The organism is Thauera aromatica K172 (assembly GCF_003030465.1).
GTDB classification, from domain to species: Bacteria; Pseudomonadota; Gammaproteobacteria; order Burkholderiales; family Rhodocyclaceae; genus Thauera; species Thauera aromatica.
In genome coordinates this window covers 871,785-889,135 of record NZ_CP028339.1, presented here as the reverse complement: position 1 = coordinate 889,135, position 17,351 = coordinate 871,785, and the positions used below count along the sequence as shown (strand labels likewise).

Here is a 17,351-nt window from a genome sequence, read left to right as displayed (position 1 = left end):
CGCTACGCCGGCAGGATCAGCTCGCCTGCCCGGCCTCGCCGCGTGTACCGGCGCTGCGTCCGGCGATCGTCATCAAACGCTTTTTCAGCGCCATCACCTTGCGCGTGTAGCGCGCATTGGGGTCCTCGAGGGCGCCGTTGTAGTACTGCAGCGCGCGCTGCATGCTGCCGTAGCGCTGCAAACCCTCATGCAGCACGAGGGTGCCGACGCGCACATTCACTTTCGGGTCGAACAAGGCGTTCTTGCCGCGCTGCGGACCGATCTTGTCCTGGTGGTAGCGCGGAATCACCTGCATCAGCCCCTGCGCGCCCATGTTGCTCACCGCGCGGTGATTGAAGCTCGACTCCACCGCCATGATCGCGACGATCAGCAAGGGATCGAAGCCGAGTTCCTGCGCCGAAGTCTCGGCCGCGACCAGCGCGGTAACGAGCGCGGTTTCGGAAACCCGGTAGGTGTCGGCGATCCAGTCGCGCACCCGGACCATTTCGGCCGACAGGTCATCGGCTTCGCGCGCGAAGGGATCGGCCGCCAGCGCGTCGAGCCCCCGCACCCGGACCAGCGAGCGCTCCGCGCCCGCCGCCGGGAGCGGAGCGGCCACCGGCGGGGCGGCGGCGCTCATCGGCGCCGCGCGCTCGGCTCGCACCGGCGCCGCGTCCGCAAAGGCCACGGGAAATTGTATGCGCGCCGCTGCATCGTCCCGGCCGGCCACCTGCGCCATGCCCAGCAGGCCGAAGGAAAGAACCGCGGCGTGCGCCATGCCGAGCACGGCGCGACCCGTCTCGCGGGCGTGCGAATGGAATCGAGTTGCGTGTTTCATGGTGTCCTCCATGCTGTGGCCGGAGCCGCTGCCTGCGGAGCCTCCCGCATCGGGGGATCCGAAGCGCCCCGCGCGGTAGGCAGGACAAGCGCCATGCAGCGGATGGGCCGCAGTGACGGGCAGACATGCTCGGTCGCCAGTAGGTGTTCAAGTCGATCGCCGCAACCAGACGATGGACCCCGCGGTGCGTGCGTCCATGAAACTGCGTCTCCCCCTGCGGGGAAGGCGCCGCACCGTAAAGAAAGAAAAAGGCGGAATAAAAATGCTGCATAGCAGCAGGAGGCGGATTTTATTTTCCTCCAACCATTTTGTCAAAACATATTGCACGCTCCCCCGCCCCTCCTTCCGGCCAGGCACTGCAGGCGCGCCGCCGGCTAACGCCGCCGCAGCATCCGCCGGAGCTTCGCCCAGTCGAAGCAAGGGCCGGGGTCGGTCTTGCGGCCAGGCGCGACGTCCGAATGCCCGACCACCCCCTCGACCGGGTAACGCCGGCACAGCCGCCGGAGCAGATCGGCCAGGCGCCGGTACTGCACCGGCTCGAAAGGCCGGGTGTCGCAGCCTTCGAGTTCGATGCCGACGGAAAAATCGTTGCAGCGCTCGCGCCCTGCCCAGCACGACACGCCCGCATGCCAGGCACGCAGGTCCGGATCGACGAACTCGATCAGGCCGCCGTCACGGCGGATGAAGTAATGCGCCGACACCCGCAACTCGTGGATCGCGGCGTAATAAGGATGGGCACCGGGATCGAGCGCATTGGTAAACAGCTGCTCGACTCCGGGGCCACCGAACTCGTCGGGCGGCAGGCTGATCGCGTGGATCACGATCAGGCGGACGGTTTCGCCCTCGGGGCGCGCATCGCGGTTGGGCGAATCGATCCGGCGCCACCCGCGGGCGGCGTCGCGGCGAGGCCCCGGATCGTGCCCGGGCAGAGGCAGCGGGACCCGCGTGCGCACCCCGCCGAGCGGTTTTTCGATCACGGCACAAGACCTCCGGCAACGCCCTGAATGAGGCCGACAGCCTATGCGGAGCGCGCCGCCAAGCGCAAGCGCCGGCGGCGCGCTCCGCAACCCGCAGCACGCGCGCCCGTCCTCGCACGCCAGAACGCGCGCCTTGACTTTTCCCCCTTGCTCACAAAGAATGACTGAACGGTCATTCATATTTGCTGTCTGCCGATCCCGCTCCTTCGCAGCGGATACGGCGGTCGAAGGGATATCTCATGGGAACCGCATCGAGCACCGAATCGCCGTCAGTCAAGCGGGTCGCCGGCTACTGCTACCAGTGCGTGGCCGGCCCGGATCTGTTCAAGGTCAAGGTCGAGGACGGCGTGGCGACCGCGATCGAGCCCAACTTCGACGCCGAAGGGGTGCACCCGGCCGACGGCCGGGTGTGCGTCAAGGCCTTCGGCCTGGTGCAGAAGACCTACAACCCGAACCGCGTGCTCACGCCGATGAAGCGCACCAACCCGAAGAAGGGGCGCGACGAGGACCCCGGCTTCGTGCCGATCTCGTGGGACGAGGCGCTCGACCTGATCGCCGACAAGCTCAACACCGTGCGTGCGAACGGGCTGCTCGACGCTTCCGGCTATCCGCGCGTGGCGGCGAGCTTCGGCGGCGGCGGCACCCCCACCGCCTACATGGGCACCTTCCCCGCCTTTCTTTCCGCCTGGGGGCCGGTCGACCTGAGCTTCGGCAGCGGCCAGGGAGTCAAGTGCACCCACTCCGAGCACCTCTACGGCGAGCTCTGGCACCGCGCCTTCACCGTCTGCCCGGACACGCCGCGGACCAAGTACATCGTCTCCTTCGGCAGCAACATCGAAGCTTCCGGCGGCGTGTGTGGGGTCTGGCGCCATGCCGAAGCGCGCGTCGAACAGGGCGTCAAGCGCGTCCAGGTCGAGCCCCACCTGTCGGTTACCGGCGGCTGCTCGGCCGAGTGGGTGCCGATCAAGCCCAAGACAGACCCCGCGTTCATGCACGCGATGATCCACGTGATGCTGTTCGAGAACGCGCGCACACGCCTGGACATCGACTTCCTCAAGCACATGACCGCTTCGCCCTACCTGGTCGCGCCCAACGGCTACTACCTGCGCGATCCGGACACGCGCAAGCCGCTGGTGTGGGACCTGAAGCGCGCCGCCGCGGTGCCGTTCGACACCGCGGACACCGACCCCGCGCTGGAAGGCTGTTTCGCCGCCAACGGCCTCGAACTCGGCGCCGACGGCGAGCGCTTCGAGCACACCGGGGTCAGCGTCAGCACCGCGTTCGGCAAACTCCTCGAACACGAGCGCGAATTCACCCCGGAATGGGCGGCGAAGGTTTGCGACGTCCCCGCCGGCACCATCCGCCGCGTCGCCAACGAATACCTCGACCACGCCCAGATCGGCGCCACCATCGAGATCGAAGGCCGCACCCTGCCCCTGCGCCCGGTGGCGATCACCCTGGGCAAGACCGTCAACAACGGCTGGGGCGGCTACGACTGCTGCTGGGCCCGCACCCTGATGGCCTGCCTGGTCGGCGCCCTCGACGTCCCCGGCGGCACGATCGGCACCACGGTGCGCCTGAACCGCCCGGCGAGCGACCGCCAAAGCAGCGCCAAGCCCGGCCCCGACGGCTTCATGGACTACCCGTTCAACCCCACCGACAAGGAAAACTGGGTCTCCCGCCCGCAGATCCGCAACGCCAACCGCACCCTCGTGCCGCTGGTGGCGAACTCGGCCTGGAGCGCAGCGCTCGGCCCCACCCACCTCGCCTGGATGCAGCAGCGTCACGGTTTCGAGAATTTCCCCGAGCCGACCCAACCCGACGTCTGGTTCTTCTACCGCACCAACCCGGTGATCTCGTTCTGGGATACGCCGCAGGTCGCCGAAGCGGTTTCGAAGTTCCCCTTCGTCGTCGCCTTCACCTACACCCGCGACGAGACCAACCACTTCGCCGACGTCCTGCTGCCCGACTGCACCGACCTCGAAGGTCTACAGCTGATCCGCATCGGCGGCACCAAGTACGTCGAGCAGTTCTGGGACAAACAGGGCTTCGCCCTGCGCCAGCCGGCGGTCGTGCCGCAGGGCGAGACGCGCGACTTCACCTGGATCACCACCGAACTGGCGCGGCGCACCGGGGTGCTCGAAAACTACAATAAGGCGATCAACAAGGGCGCTGCCGGGGTGCCGCTGAAAGGGGCGAACTACGACTACTCGCTGCCCCTCGACCAGGCCCACAGCGTGGAGACGATCTGGGACGCCAGCTGCCGCGCCGCCAGCGCCGAACTCACCGGTGGCGCCGAGGAGCACGGCCTCGACTGGTGGCGCGAGCACGGCTTCCGCACCATCGATTACCCGCGCCTGCAGTGGTACCTCTACCCCCACCTCGTCGACAACGGCATGCGTTTCGAGATGCCCTACCAGGAGCGCATCCTGCGCGTCGGCACCGAGCTCGGCCGCCGCCTCCACGAAGCCGGCATCCAGTGGTGGGACCGCCAGCTCGGCGAATACCGTGCGCTGCCCGAATTCCACGACTTCTCGCAGCTGATCAAGGACGCGGTGATTGCCAACCTCGGCGGGCAGGAGGAAGACTTCCCGTTCTGGCTGCTGACCGCACGCAGCATGCAGTACGCCTGGGGCGGCAACGTCAGCCTGCAGGTTGTGCGCGGCGCCGCCGCCAACGTCGCCGGCCACCGCGGCGTGATCATGAACCCTGCCTCCGCGCGCCGGCTCGGCATCGAGGACGGCGACCTCATCGAAGTACGCTCGCCGCTGCGCGCCACCCGCGGCCGCGTGGTGCTGCGCCAGGGCATCCGCCCCGACACCTTGCTGATGATCGGCCAGTTCGACCACTGGGTCACGCCGACGGCGAAGGACTTCGGAGTCACGAGCATGAACAGCCTGGTGCCGATGCTGCTCGACCTCACCGACGCCACCGGCTCGGCCGGCGACATCGTGCCGGTCGGGGTGAAGCGGGTCGGCGGCGGGCAATGAGGGTCGGCGCGCAGGTTCACCGTGCCGGCCGTTCGCATCTCCTCCTCCACTCCCCGTATCATTCGGGCTTTGCCATCGCGGTGGCCAAGCCCGCCGCCGCTCCGTAAAGGAACCTGGAACAATGTTTGGAGAAAGCGAGCGCGAGCTGATGCACACGCGCCGGATCACCTGCCGCGCGTATCGGCGCAAGGACGGCCTGTGGGAAATCGAAGCCACGGTCACCGACGAAAAAGCCCATGAGATGGTGTTCCGCTCGCGCGAGTCGGTGCAGCCGGGCAAGAACCTTCACGACCTGACGATCGCCTTCCTGATCGACGGCGAGTTCACGATCCGCGATGTCGAAGCCCGGATGCAGACCGCCCCCTGGCCCACCTGCCCGGACAGCCTGGCCGCCTACCGCCGCCTGATCGGCCTCCAGATCGGAGCGGGCTTCATGCGCCAGGTGCGCGAGCGCGTCGGCGGCGAGGAAGGCTGCGTGCACCTGACCGACCTCATCACCCAGGTCGGCAACACCTACACTCAGGCCTCCTGGCCGGACCGGATCGCCCGCCAGCTCGAAATCGAACCCGATCCCCGGCGCTGGACGGACCCGCGCGTGACCGCCTTCGTCGGCGAGTGCAAGGCCTGGCGCCACGGCGGCGACACCGTGCGCCGCGAATATCCGGAACTGCTCGACCGCTGAACGGCCGCTCGCCCGCTCCCGCAGCGGAAGCCCGCGGGTAGCCGCCCCCCTCCCGACCGGCCTTCCCCGGCCGGTCCGTCCCTTTCACACCACGCCCCCCTGCCATCGCCAGCCACGAAGCACGGCGGCGGCACCCGCCCGGGCCGCGCTTCCCTTGACTGCCGCCTGAGCAGGGCGGGGCGCGGGCCCGCGCCATCCTGCGCCTTCGCCCCGGCAATGTGATACAAAAATTTGTTGTCCATCAATCAGAATGGTATCGTCTCGCCCGCTGAAATTCGCGCCCGGGCGTGCACCGCCGTCGCAGCGCCCGTTTCGGGCGGAAACGCCCCGTCAGGACCACTGCGCCGGTCGTAGCGGAAACGTGCAATCGCGCATCGTCGATCCGGCCGTGAAACAGCTCCCGTATTCCGCGCGCGCGCAGGCGAAGCGCATCGAAAAAACGACCGGAGATCGATTCACCGTGCATAAACCTTCCTCCACCTCCGTCGACATCGGCGGCGTGCTCGACCACGGCCCATTCACGTCCATGCAGCGCATCGTCGTCATCCTCGCCGCGCTCGCGATCGTGACCGACGGCTTCGACGGACAACTGATCGGCTTCGCGATTCCGATGCTGATCCAGGAATGGGGCATCACCAAGGCCGCATTTGCACCGGCAGTCGCCGCCGGACTGGTGGGCATGGCCGTGGGCAGTGCCGGCGCGGGCGTCATCGCCGACCGCATCGGCCGGCGCCTGGTCCTTGCAGCGAGCGTGTTCCTGTTCGGCGCCGCGACCATCGCCATCGGTTTTGCCCCCGACGTGCTCGCGATCACGATGCTGCGCTTCATCGCCGGCCTGGGCATCGGCGGCGCCCTGCCGAGCGCGTCGACGATGACCGCGGAATTCACCCCGGCGCGCAGCCGGACGCTGGCGGTGACCGCAACGATCGTCTGCTACCCGCTCGGCGGCATGCTCGCCGGGCTGTTCGCCGGCGTGATCCTGCCGGTCCTCGGCTGGCGCGGCCTGTTCTGGGTCGGCGGCGCCCTGCCGGTGGCCTACAGCCTGGTGCTGCTCGCGACTCTGCCCGAATCGCCCCGCTACCTCGTGCGCCAGCGTGCGCGCTGGGCCGAGCTGCGGGCGCTGCTCGCGCGCATGGCGCGCCCGACCCCTGCCGACACCGTGTTCGTCGATGCCGCCGAGCGCGCCAGCGAACAACGCGCCGGCTTCGCTTCGCTGTTCGAGACCGGGCGCATGCGCGACACGCTGGCGATCTGGATCGGCTTCTTCATGGTCATGCTCGCCACCTACAGCGCCTTCAGCTGGCTGCCGACGATGCTCGCCGCCGAAGGCCTGCCCACGACGCTGGCCGGCTCCGGCCTGACCGCCTACAACCTTGGCGGCGTGGTCGGCTCGCTGGGCTGCGCGCTCGCGATCACGCGCTACGGCTCGCGCATTCCCCTCGTCCTGTGCAGCATCGGTGCGGCGGCGAGCGCCTTCCTGCTGAAGAGCGTCGACATCTCCGGAAACACGACCTGGCTGATGCTCGGCCTCGGCCTCCACGGCATGTTCGTCCTCGCCGTCCAGTCCACCATGTACGCGCTGTGCGCCTACGTCTATCCGACGATCGTCCGCGCCACCGGCACGGCGGCGGCGCTGTCTTTCGGCCGCCTGGGTGCGATCCTGAGCTCGTTCGCAGGCGCTGCGGTGATCACTTCGGGTGGCGCCTCGGCCTATCTGTCCCTGCTCGGCTTCTCGATGGTCCTGACCCTGGCCGCCCTCACCCTCGTGAAGAACCACATCCCGAGCCTCAAGAGGCAGCGTGCTGCAGCCACCGCGGCAGGCCAGCCGGCCTCCGGCAATGCGGAACTGGCCCGGGCTGCACGCTGAACGGCACCCCGGAAGCGCCGGCAAGGCATGTGCTGGAAGCCTCACTCCAGCTCATTCGACCTGCCGGCGGAAGGTCCATAGCGCATTGCCGGCGAAGTGCCAGAACAGCACCAGGGCCGTGGTGAGCAGTTGTGCCACCAGATAGTGCAGCCCCGCCATCCGGGCAAGCAGCAGCATCAACAATGCGGTCCACCCGAGCCCCATCAGCGCAATCAGCAGGAAACGCGAGAGGGCCACAAGGTGGCCGCGATCGGAGTCGAAGACCCACACCCGGGAAAGTCCGTAGTTGACCACAGCCCCCAGGCAGAATCCAGCAGCGGCGCCGAGCACCGGCGGAGCCGCGATCACCTCCACCAGTACGATGAGCAGGGCATAATGCGCAGCCGTGCCGACAAGGCCGACTGCGGCAAAGCGGACGAAGCGGCGGACGCCTTCACTCAGCCTCATCGCGACCTGCGCGCCTCGCCCGTGAGCATGCGCCGATCGAGCACCACCGCGAGCGGAACCCCATCGCGTTCCACCTTGCCGACGACCTGTCCCTTCAGCGCTCCATCACAATCCATGTGCGTCGGCGACAGGAAAAAATCGGCCGCACGCCAGTCGCGCGTCACGATCAGCCCCGGGTCCAGCCAGACTGCGACCTGGAAGGGCTCGGCGCACACAGCCACCGTGTATACCCGCCCGGTAGCGCCCTCGCGCGCGACCAGGGTGTTCAGCTGCCCGGCTGCTTCGCGCAGACTGGTCGCCCAGTAATCCTGCTCCCAGCGCTCGGCCGCACCACGCAGGCCACCGGCCAGGCTGTTGTAGGCGACATACTCGTAAGGGTGCAGACGGACGAGCGTGCCGGCATGCACCGCCAGCAGCAACAGGCTCCCCGCCAGCCCTGCAATGCGGGCGCGTGGCCAGCGCACGGCCGATTGCCAGGCTTTCACCAACCCCACTCCCGCAAGCGCCGCGAGCGGCGGCAGCAGGAAGATGAAATGTCGGATGCCGTTATACAGGGGCGGAGCGGCCAGCAAGGTGTAGCCCAGCGGCAGCAGGGCAGCCAGGATCACCGGCAATCCGTGGCAGGAGGTCTCGCGCCCGTCCGCGCGGAACAGCGCCGGCAGGGTACGCAAGCCGACCCATGCGGCGAAGGCGAGGCCGAGCAGGAACAACTCGGGCAGACGCACCAGCAGGTAGGATACGAGGTAATGCGCGGGCACCTCGCCGTTGGCCATCACCCGGCCATCGAGGATGGTGTCCAGCTGAAACGAAAAATGCGAAAAAGCAGTAATCGCCTTCACCAGATTGCCAGCTGACATCACCGCCCACGGCCAGAACAGCGCCGCCAGCAGCGCTGCGATCAGTGCGACCGGCAGCAGGCTCACGGCCGATTTGCGAAGAAATGCCAAGCGCGCCGGCACCGACCCGCGCCGCTCCTGGACGCTCAGCGCCAGCACCGTGATTCCCAGGTAGCCGACCGCGAACACTGCACCGACCCTCAGGCCGAACGCACAGCCAAGCGCCAGCCCGAGCCCCACCACGCCCGCCATCGGCGGCGACGGCAGCGCGCGGCACACGCGCACGGTGAAGAACGCTGCCCACGCCATCGTCGCGGCAAAGGGGACGTCTTTGGTATGGGTGAACATCGCGCCGGTCCAGGTGCCGGTGACCAGCAGCAGGACCAGCGCCACTACCCCGGCAAGCTCACCCCCCAGTTGGCGGGCCAGCATCCAGCACGCCGCCAGACCGGACAGACCGAACATAGCCGACAACAGGTGCCGGAGCTCCCACACCCGCGCTCCCGCCGGATCGAGATGCAGCAGGCGCTCGAGCGCCGCCGCGATCAGATCGAACAGCCCACCGTAGAGATAAAGGTTCTTGTATTCGAACGCACGCCGGTCATCCAGCCCCGATGCATAGAAATCGAGCAGCAACCGCCCATATACATGCTGGACTTCCTCATCGTTGCTGATGCCATACCGGTCGAAGACCGTCAGGATGAAGGCCGCGGCGGCCACCAGCAGCAGCACGGCCAGGCGAAAGGCCCATCGCGACGGCGCTGTGCGGAACGGGCCGTGACCGGCGCCCCCCCGCATGCCACTGGCCCGGGCCCCGGAAGCGCTGCCATTCATGAACCCGCCCCGGACGACTCATCGAAACCGATCCGCTCCGCAACCAGGAACAGCGGCCGCCCCTTGACCTCGGTGAAGATGTGTCCGATGTATTCGCCCAGAACTCCCAGGCTGATGAGCTGGATGCCGGACAAGAACAGGACGGACACCATCATGGAGATGTAGCCCGGCAGGTCAATGCCGAAAATCAGGGTACGCCCGATCAGCCAGCAGCCGTAGATCCCGGATAACCCCGCCATTACCAGACCGACCAAGGACCACACCCGCAGCGGCAAGGTGCTGAATGCGGACAAGCCATCGAGGGCGTAGCGCAACAGACGCAGCATCGGCCAGCCGGACTCACCGGCCGCACGCGCCTGGGGCACGAAATCCACTTCCTCCTGGCGAAATCCGACCCAGCTGGTGATCCCTTTCATGAACCGGGTCCGCTCGGGAAGGCTGTTGATGGCATCGACCACCGCGCGGTCGAAGACGCGGAAATCGCCTCCGCCCTCGGCCAGGGTGACTTCGGAGATCCGGCTGAAAAACCCGTAGAAGGCGCGTGTCAGCTGACGCCGTAGCCACGGATCGGTTTCGCGCGAGCGGCGGACCGCCGTCACCATCATCGCGCCGTTGCGCCAGCGCTCGAGCAGCGCCGGAATAAGCTCGGGAGGATGCTGCAGATCCCCGTCCATCAACACCACCACGTCCCCGGTAGCGGCGCGCAGCCCCGCAGCCATGGCTGCCTCCTTCCCGAAGTTGCGGGCAAAGCGGATCGCACGCAGCTTCGGGTCCACCGCACACAGCGCCGAGACGCGGGCAAAAGTGTCGTCGCGGCTGCCGTCGTCGACGAACACCACTTCCCGCCCGTCGAGCGGCAGGCCGTCCAGCACCGCACTCAGGCGCCGATGCAGTGCTTGGATCGAACCGCTCTCGTTGTATAGAGGGATGACGACGGACAGTCGCGGATGGCTTGCAGAACTGGAAGAGACGTGCGGGTGTGCGGCAAGGGAGTCGGAGTTGAGCACGGTTCGGACCTGGTCTAGGTTTCTCGGCAAAAAGCGAGGCGGTGAACGATAAACCAATCCGTGCTGTTGACGCTGCACGAGGCGCAGGACAACATCGCGCCACCGTTGCCGCCACGCTCCTTGCCGCAAGGTCGATCCGATCACACCCGCATGCCCCGCTCCTCTGCCCCGCCCGCCCCACTGCGCCCGATCGTCGTCTGCGCGGATGATTACGGCCTCGCCCCGGGCGTCAGCGACGCCATCATCGCACTGATCCGTACCGCCCGGCTGTCGGCCACGAGCTGCATGACGGCCCTACCCGGCTGGCGTGCAGCCGCCCCGGCCTTGCGCCAGACTGCCGTGGAAGCGGCGTTCGACACCGGCTTGCACCTGACCCTGACCGACCATGCCCCCCTGAGCCGTGCCACCGGCCTGACCATCAATGGCCGCCTACCGCCCCTGGGCCACCTTCTGCCCAGGGCGCTCGCCCGCCGCCTGCCGACCGCCGCGATCCGCGACGAGTTACGGGCACAGCTCGACGCGTTCGAAGACGCCTGGGGCGCACCGCCCGACCATGTGGATGGGCACCAGCACGTCCATGTCCTTCCTGGTGTCCGCGAGGCGCTGGTCGCCGAACTGCTGGACCGCTACCCTGCGGGCCGCGTATGGGTGCGCAACTGCGTCGAACCCCCGCGGCGCTGCCTGCAGCGCGGTGAAGCCCTGGGCAAGGCCTTGCTCATTACCGTGCTCGGGCTCGCCCTGCACCGCCAGCTGCACGCGGCGGGCATTCCTGCCAACGACGGGTTCAGCGGCCTGCACGATTTCTCGCCGGCCCGGCCTTTCGGCAGCAAGATGCGCCGTTTTCTCGCCGCGACCGGCCCCCGCCCACTGCTCCATGTGCACCCAGGCCGCGTCTGCCCCGCACTGATCGCCTGCGACCCGCTGACCACGCCCCGCGAAGCGGAGCTGGATTATCTCGCTTCCAGCGAATTCATCCGCGATCTGTCCGCGGCCGGTCTGCACCCGGCACGATTTGCGGCCTGCGCGCCGGCGTCAGACGGTTCAGCCTCACAGCCAGCTGCAGCACCCCAGGCACACAGCCGGCAAGGGCCAGACTGACGCCGGGCCAGCGCCCCCAGCTCCAGGCCAGTCCAACGAGGCTGAAGCCCCGGGAATCCGGGCGGGCGCGACCGGCACGATCGGCTATCATGGCGCAAACCACCACGGATCCGCCCGACCATGACCGAAGAATGCCATTCGCCCCATCCGGGTACATTTTCCAGCCCGATCGACGACCGCTATTTCGAGGACTACCTCCCCGGCGCCGTCCATCGCTTCGGCGAAATGCGGGTCAGCGAACGGGAAATCATCGAGTTCGCCCGACGCTACGACCCGCAGGACTTCCACACCGACCCGGCCAAGGCCGCCGACACGATGTTCGGCGGACTCATCGCCAGCGGCTGGATGACCTGCGGGCTGATGATGCGGATGTACGCCGAGCATTACCTGAGCGCCAACGCCAGCCTGTCCTCCCCCGGACTCGACGAGCTGCGCTGGCTCGTGCCGGTGCGCCCGGACGACGTGCTCAGCACCCGGGTCACGGTGATGGAGGCGCGGCGCTCGGCGTCGAAGCCGGACCGGGGGATCGTGCGCTCGAAAATCGAAGTGCTCAATCAGCGTGGCGAAGTCGTCCTGAGCATGCTCGCGGTCAACCTGGTCGGCTGCCGGACCACTCCCGGAGCCTGACCATCCGCGGGCCGGGGCCGGGGCCGGCTGCCGCGGCCTCTGCCCGCAGCCGGCCGGAACGACGGAACCGCCCCCGCCACGAAAAGGACCCCGCGTGCTCTCCAACACCCGAACCCTGCAGGTCGAATTCGGCCATTGCGATCCATCGGGGATCGTCTTCAACCCGCACTACTTCGTCTGGTTCGATTTCTCGGTGCATGCCCTGCTCGGGCGCGCCGGGCTGACGCTGAAATCGATGATCGACGAGTTCGGCATCGACGGCATCCCGCTCGTCGACAACCAGGCCCGGTTCAAGGCCCCGTCCCGCTGGGGCGACGACATCGTCATCGAATCGAGCATTGCGGCGGTGCATCGCAGCGCGTTCGAGATCCGCCACCTCGTCCGCAACGGCGGCACGATCGCGGTCGAATGCAGCGAAACCCGGGTCTGGACCGCCTTCGATCGCGAACAGGGCCGGGTCCGGGCGAAGCCGCTGCCGCCGCGGATCGTCGCCCTGCTCTCGGGCGCGGCCCCCGGCGCCTGAAGCGCCCCGCCCGCGTCCCTTCACCCCGCCACCAGCACCCGCGGCGCCGGCAGCGGGGGTCAGAAATGGATCACGCTGCGGATGCTCTTGCCTTCGTGCATCAGCTCGAAGGCGCGGTTGATGTCCTCCAGCGCCATCGTGTGGGTGATGAAGTCGTCGAGCGGAATTTCGCCTCTTTGCGCCTTCTGCACGTAGGCCGGCAGCTCGGTGCGGCCGCGCACGCCGCCGAACGCGCTGCCGCGCCAGACCCGGCCGGTGACGAGCTGGAACGGCCGGGTGCTGATCTCCTGCCCGGCGCCGGCGACGCCGATGATGGTCGATTCGCCCCAACCCTTGTGGCAGCACTCGAGCGCGGCACGCATCAGCTTGACGTTGCCGACGCACTCGAAGGAGTAATCCACGCCGCCGTCGGTCAGCTCGACGATCACGTCCTGGATCGGCTTGTCGTAGTCGTTCGGGTTGACGAAATCGGTCGCCCCCAGCTTCTTCGCGATCTCGAACTTGCCCGGATTGATGTCCACCGCGAGGATGCGCGCGGCCTTGGCCATGGTCGCACCGATGATCGCCGCCAGGCCGATGCCGCCGAGGCCGAAGATCGCCACCGTCGCCCCGGCTTCGACCTTGGCGGTGTTGAGCACCGCGCCGATGCCGGTGGTGACGCCGCAGCCGAGCAGGCACACTTTTTCCAGCGGCGCATCCGCGGGAATCTTCGCCAGCGCGATCTCGGGCACCACGGTGTATTCGGAAAAGGTCGACGTCCCCATGTAGTGGTAGATCGGCCGTCCCTGGTAGGAAAAGCGGGTGGTGCCGTCGGGCATCAGGCCCTTGCCCTGGGTCGTGCGCACCGCCTGGCAGAGATTGGTCTTGCCCGACTTGCAGAACTTGCACTCACGGCACTCGGCGGTGTACAGCGGAATCACGTGGTCGCCCACCGCCAACGAAGTCACGCCGTCGCCCAGCGCCTCGACGATGCCGCCGCCCTCGTGGCCGAGGATCGCCGGGAACACCCCTTCGGGGTCATCGCCGGACAAGGTGTAGGCGTCGGTGTGGCACACGCCGCTGGCGACGATGCGCACCAGCACTTCGCCGGCCTTCGGCGGCTCGACATCCACTTCGACGATCTGCAAGGGCTGGTTGGCCGCGAAGGCGACGGCTGCGCGCGATTTGATGGTCATGGCTGGCAACGGGGCGGAGGGAAGGGTCGGGGCCGATGGCGCGATCCGGGATCGCAGGGCCGGTCATGCACCGAATATAGCAGAGCGCGGCGGCAGGCTCCCGGCAACGGGAAAACGGGAAACCGTTCCCCCGTGCCCGGCCTCACCAGGGCAGAGCCTGTCCCCGGTAGTCGATGAAGTGCACTCCGCCCCGGCCGGAAGCTTCCGCCAGCACCCGGCACACGCCTTCCGTGCTCGTCGCCACGTCCAGCGGCGCCTCGGCGCCGCCCATGTCGGTCTGCACCCAGCCCGGATGGAGGCAGAGCAGGGTCAGGCCGGTTTCACCCAGACCGGCCCACAGGCTGTGCACGAGGTGGTTGAGCGCCGCCTTGCTCGCGCCGTAGAGGCGGTGCTGCGCCTGGGCCAGTTCCACGCTGCCCATCACCGAGCTCATGAACCCGAGCACGCCGTCCGGCGCGAGTCGCGCCAGCAAGCGCTCGGCCATCTGCACGGGGGCGATGGCGTTGGTCAGGAACAGCGTCCCGGCCTCCTCCGCGGTGGCCGCCCCGACCTGACGGTGGGCCGGTCCCGGGATGCCGGCATTGACGAACACAAGATCGAAGCTCCGGCCTTCCAGGCGCCCGGCCAGGGCCTCACGGCTGGCGGGCGCGCAGATGTCCACGTGCTCGACCTGCACGCCGTCGACCGCGCCCAGCGCCTGCGCCCCCCGCTCATCGCGACAGGTCGCGACCACCTCCCAGTGCTGCTCGCGAAAGCGCCGCACGAGGCCCAGGCCGAGCCCCCGGGAAGCGCCGATGATCAGAGCGGTCTTGGCCATTGCGGCTCCTTCGATGAGCAAAGGTTCGAGAATAGCGCGATCGCCGACGCTTGTTAACGGTGCCCCGGGGAACGGCGCCGGTGTGTGGGGTCGCATCTTTTTTTGCCGTTTACCTTGCTTTCAGCAGAACACAGCACCGATCATTGCGCACGCTTTCCATTGTTGAGAAACCATGAACACCCCAGCCACCGAATTGCCGTCGTCGGGCCAGGCCCCGGCGATCCTCCTTCCCGATCCGGACACTGTTTTCCTTGCGCGTGCCGAGCGTTTCGAGGCCCTGGCGCTGCATCACGGCCTTGGCGAATGGCTCGGCTTCCTCGGCCGCCTCTCGCGGGCCCAGCACAAGGCTCTGGCGGCGGCCGGGCCAGGCTTGACGCCGCCCGCCGCGGACGTGCTGGAGCGGGCGCGCAAGCATCGCATGCCCCCGATCAGCGTCGCCTCGTTCGAACGCCCCGCGGTCTGGCGCGACATCCTGCGCGACATCGCCGGCGACCTCCTCGAGAACGCCCCCGTCGGCGCCCGCGACACGCTCGACGCGCTCCTCATCACCAGCGCCGAGGAACTCGACAAGCTGGCGGGCAAGCTCCTCGACGGCGAACCCGATCGTGACGACATGGCCCGCCTGCCCTACATTGCGGCCGCGCTGCAGGTGGTGCTCACCTCGATCGCCAGCCAGCTCGATGCCGCCGCGCTGCCGCTGATGGAAGCCCACAGCACCTGTCCGGTGTGCGGCAGCCTGCCGGTCGTGAGCGTGATCCGCAACGAGGGCCCGGCCGCCGGCCTGCGCTACGTCCACTGCACCCTGTGCAACACCGAATGGCACGTACCGCACGCCACCTGCGTGACCTGCGGTGACCGCGAGAAGGTCACCCTCCACGAGATCGACGGCGACGACGGCATCGCCCGCGCCGAATCCTGCGGCGCCTGCGACAGCTACACCAAGCTCATCGTCCAGGGCAGGAACGTCCGCATCGACCCCATCGCCGACGACCTCGCCTCGGTCGCACTGGACATGCTGGTCGATGACGCCGGGTTCGTGCGCAGCGGCCCGAACTACCTGCTCATCGGCGCGTCGGAGTAAGTCTCTGGCCGGCGCGGCGCGCTGGCGGAAGCGGGGCGCGGCTTGGCCGCCCCCTTTGTCCGGTACATCGCCGCATCGGCCTCTTCGAGCAACCTCTCGCTCGTCGTCCGGCCATCGGCGCTGGCGGCAATGCCGATGCTCACCGAAATCCGGATTTCCGCCCCGGCGACCGCGTAAAGCTCGGCAAGGCCTTCCGCCAGCTTCTTTGCCGCGACGTCGGCCGCAGCGCCCCCCGCCGCGAACATCGCGACGACAAATTCGTCGCCGCCCAGTCGCACCGCCAGATCGGAGCGGCGAATGCCCGCGCGGATGCGGTCGGACACCGCACGCAGCAATTCATCCCCCGCGGCATGGCCGAATCGGTCATTCACCGGCTTGAAATCATCCAGATCAATGTAGAGCAGGGCCAGCTCGCCGCCCTGCCTGCGCGACAAGGCGAGCTGCCGATCGACAACTTCCTTCAGCAGCACCCGATTGCCGAGACCGGTGAGGGCATCGTGATGGGCGTCGTGGCGCGCCTCGAGCAACATCCTGGAAGCGTCCATCAAGGCCCGGCCGACGGCATCGGCCTCCCGCAGCGCGAAAGAAGGAATCGTCACCGCCTGACCGCTTCCCAGGCGCAGCGCGTGCTCGGACAACCCGCGAAAGGCCCCGGCAATCCGCCCGCCGAAGCGCCATGCGAGAGCAAGGCTGCCACCGAGCAGCACGACCGTGCCCAGGATCAGCCAGCCCAGCGGTCGTTCGAGGCGGGCGGTGAAAGTCTCCCGGGGAACGCTGATGGCCACCGTCCAGGCCGACACGGCGGATCGACTGAACGTGGCGATCACCGGAATGCCTTCGGCACTGAGCATCTCGACCGCCCCCGCTGCGTGCTCCCGGATCTCCGGTTCCTGCCACAGTGCTGCCCGTTGTCCGACGAAGCGTTCCGGCTGGTGGGTACGCGCGACAAGGTTTCCCCCACCGTCGAACAATTCACCGATCCAGCCCGGCGGAAGGCGCTGCTCCTCCAGGATCGCAGACAGGCGATCGGGGAAAAACCCCATGCTCAGGTTGTAATGGACGCGGCCATCGCGAAAAACCGGAACCGAAACGCTGAGCGCGGGACGCTGCATGAGCGGACCGGTGAACAGGTCGGACACCACCGGGCGCCGGGAATCGAGCACCTTCCGCAGCTGGGGCATTTCCTGTTGCGGCAAGGGCGCACCGAAACTGCGGAACGTATTGACCCACTGCCGTCCGGCGGCATCCGTCAGGACGACGTTGTCGGCAGCGTGGTTGGACAGCGCCTCCCGCGCCTGCGCGTCAAACGCGGCAAGGTCGTCCGATTTCAGGTGAGGAGAGGTCGCGAGCACCTGCAGCGCCGATTCCACTGCAGCCAATTCACGATCGACCACCGAACTCAGGGCACGGGCCATGGCAACCGTGTCGCGCACGCGCTGGGCGCTTTCCCGCTGATAGCTGTAGACGAGCAGCACCGCCGCCATCAAGGCCATGGGCACAATACATGCCGCGACCAGCCATGTCAGGCGGGAACAAACGGTAGCAGCCTTTCCTTGATCCATATGCGAAGACC

15 protein-coding genes are annotated in these 17,351 nt (G+C 68.0%); 7 read left to right on the top strand and 8 right to left on the bottom strand.

Annotation, left to right across the window (positions count from 1 at the left end; translation table 11 throughout):
• Positions 1 to 16: 16 nt before the first annotated feature.
• Together Tharo_RS04305 and ampD are read right to left on the bottom strand one after the other, a co-directional pair.
• A complete protein-coding gene (locus Tharo_RS04305; RefSeq protein WP_107220132.1) occupies positions 17 to 817 on the bottom strand; it encodes a lytic transglycosylase domain-containing protein in 801 nt (266 codons plus the stop codon).
• A gap of 374 nt (positions 818 to 1,191) precedes the next feature.
• A complete protein-coding gene (ampD, locus tag Tharo_RS04300; protein WP_245881046.1) occupies positions 1,192 to 1,692 on the bottom strand; it encodes a 1,6-anhydro-N-acetylmuramyl-L-alanine amidase AmpD in 501 nt (166 codons plus the stop codon).
• A 341-nt stretch (positions 1,693 to 2,033) separates the two neighbouring features.
• Here ampD and Tharo_RS04295 point away from each other — a divergent pair, with 341 nt between their 5' ends.
• The 3 genes from Tharo_RS04295 to Tharo_RS04285 all read left to right on the top strand — a co-directional run bounded on the left by Tharo_RS04295 (position 2,034) and on the right by Tharo_RS04285 (position 7,333).
• Positions 2,034 to 4,784, top strand: a complete 2,751-nt coding sequence (locus Tharo_RS04295) for a molybdopterin-dependent oxidoreductase (protein WP_107220131.1) — start codon at positions 2,034 to 2,036, stop codon at positions 4,782 to 4,784.
• 121 nt (positions 4,785 to 4,905) lie between these two features.
• Positions 4,906 to 5,466 carry a DUF2889 domain-containing protein gene (locus Tharo_RS04290; protein WP_107220130.1) on the top strand — a complete coding sequence of 187 codons (561 nt, stop codon included), beginning with the start codon at positions 4,906 to 4,908 and terminating at the stop codon, positions 5,464 to 5,466.
• Positions 5,467 to 5,926: 460 nt separating this feature from the next.
• Positions 5,927 to 7,333: an MFS transporter gene (locus tag Tharo_RS04285; protein WP_245880994.1), complete on the top strand. Its 1,407-nt coding sequence runs from the start codon at positions 5,927 to 5,929 to the stop codon at positions 7,331 to 7,333.
• A gap of 51 nt (positions 7,334 to 7,384) precedes the next feature.
• On the opposite strand, the gene Tharo_RS04280 is transcribed toward Tharo_RS04285, so the two are convergent.
• Genes Tharo_RS04280 through Tharo_RS04270 form a run of 3 tightly spaced genes read right to left on the bottom strand, consistent with a single transcriptional unit; the run spans position 7,385 to position 10,457 of the window.
• Positions 7,385 to 7,780 (bottom strand): GtrA family protein, encoded by a 396-nt coding sequence (locus Tharo_RS04280; RefSeq protein WP_107220129.1) that lies wholly within the window; start codon positions 7,778 to 7,780, stop codon positions 7,385 to 7,387.
• The gene (locus tag Tharo_RS04275; RefSeq protein ID WP_342749585.1) at positions 7,777 to 9,450 is read right to left on the bottom strand and encodes a glycosyltransferase family 39 protein; all 1,674 of its coding nucleotides are present in this window, start codon (positions 9,448 to 9,450) and stop codon (positions 7,777 to 7,779) included. The genes Tharo_RS04280 and Tharo_RS04275 overlap by 4 nt, the downstream gene beginning before the upstream one ends.
• Complete coding sequence (locus Tharo_RS04270; RefSeq protein WP_107220127.1) at positions 9,447 to 10,457, bottom strand: glycosyltransferase family 2 protein; 1,011 nt, start codon at positions 10,455 to 10,457, stop codon at positions 9,447 to 9,449. The genes Tharo_RS04275 and Tharo_RS04270 overlap by 4 nt, the downstream gene beginning before the upstream one ends.
• 150 nt (positions 10,458 to 10,607) lie before the next feature.
• Here Tharo_RS04270 and Tharo_RS04265 point away from each other — a divergent pair, with 150 nt between their 5' ends.
• The 3 genes from Tharo_RS04265 to Tharo_RS04255 all read left to right on the top strand — a co-directional run bounded on the left by Tharo_RS04265 (position 10,608) and on the right by Tharo_RS04255 (position 12,705).
• Complete coding sequence (locus Tharo_RS04265) at positions 10,608 to 11,555, top strand: ChbG/HpnK family deacetylase (protein WP_107222300.1); 948 nt, start codon at positions 10,608 to 10,610, stop codon at positions 11,553 to 11,555.
• A 120-nt stretch (positions 11,556 to 11,675) separates the two neighbouring features.
• Entirely contained in the window at positions 11,676 to 12,182 is a 507-nt protein-coding gene (locus Tharo_RS04260) for a MaoC family dehydratase (protein ID WP_107220126.1), read from the top strand.
• A gap of 94 nt (positions 12,183 to 12,276) precedes the next feature.
• Positions 12,277 to 12,705: an acyl-CoA thioesterase gene (locus Tharo_RS04255; RefSeq protein ID WP_107220125.1), complete on the top strand. Its 429-nt coding sequence runs from the start codon at positions 12,277 to 12,279 to the stop codon at positions 12,703 to 12,705.
• Positions 12,706 to 12,764: 59 nt separating this feature from the next.
• On the opposite strand, the gene Tharo_RS04250 is transcribed toward Tharo_RS04255, so the two are convergent.
• Complete coding sequence (locus Tharo_RS04250) at positions 12,765 to 13,880, bottom strand: S-(hydroxymethyl)glutathione dehydrogenase/class III alcohol dehydrogenase (RefSeq protein ID WP_107220124.1); 1,116 nt, start codon at positions 13,878 to 13,880, stop codon at positions 12,765 to 12,767.
• Between the two features lie 142 nt (positions 13,881 to 14,022).
• The gene (locus Tharo_RS04245) at positions 14,023 to 14,697 is read right to left on the bottom strand and encodes an SDR family oxidoreductase (RefSeq protein ID WP_107220123.1); all 675 of its coding nucleotides are present in this window, start codon (positions 14,695 to 14,697) and stop codon (positions 14,023 to 14,025) included.
• A gap of 172 nt (positions 14,698 to 14,869) precedes the next feature.
• On the opposite strand from Tharo_RS04245, the gene fdhE reads away from it, so the two are divergent.
• Entirely contained in the window at positions 14,870 to 15,778 is a 909-nt protein-coding gene (fdhE, locus tag Tharo_RS04240) for a formate dehydrogenase accessory protein FdhE (protein ID WP_107220122.1), read from the top strand.
• On the opposite strand, the gene Tharo_RS04235 is transcribed toward fdhE, so the two are convergent.
• Positions 15,751 to 17,271 carry a bifunctional diguanylate cyclase/phosphodiesterase gene (locus tag Tharo_RS04235; RefSeq protein ID WP_159051657.1) on the bottom strand — a complete coding sequence of 507 codons (1,521 nt, stop codon included), beginning with the start codon at positions 17,269 to 17,271 and terminating at the stop codon, positions 15,751 to 15,753. The two genes, fdhE and Tharo_RS04235, sit on opposite strands and share 28 nt — an antisense overlap.
• Between the last annotated feature and the right edge of the window lie 80 nt (positions 17,272 to 17,351).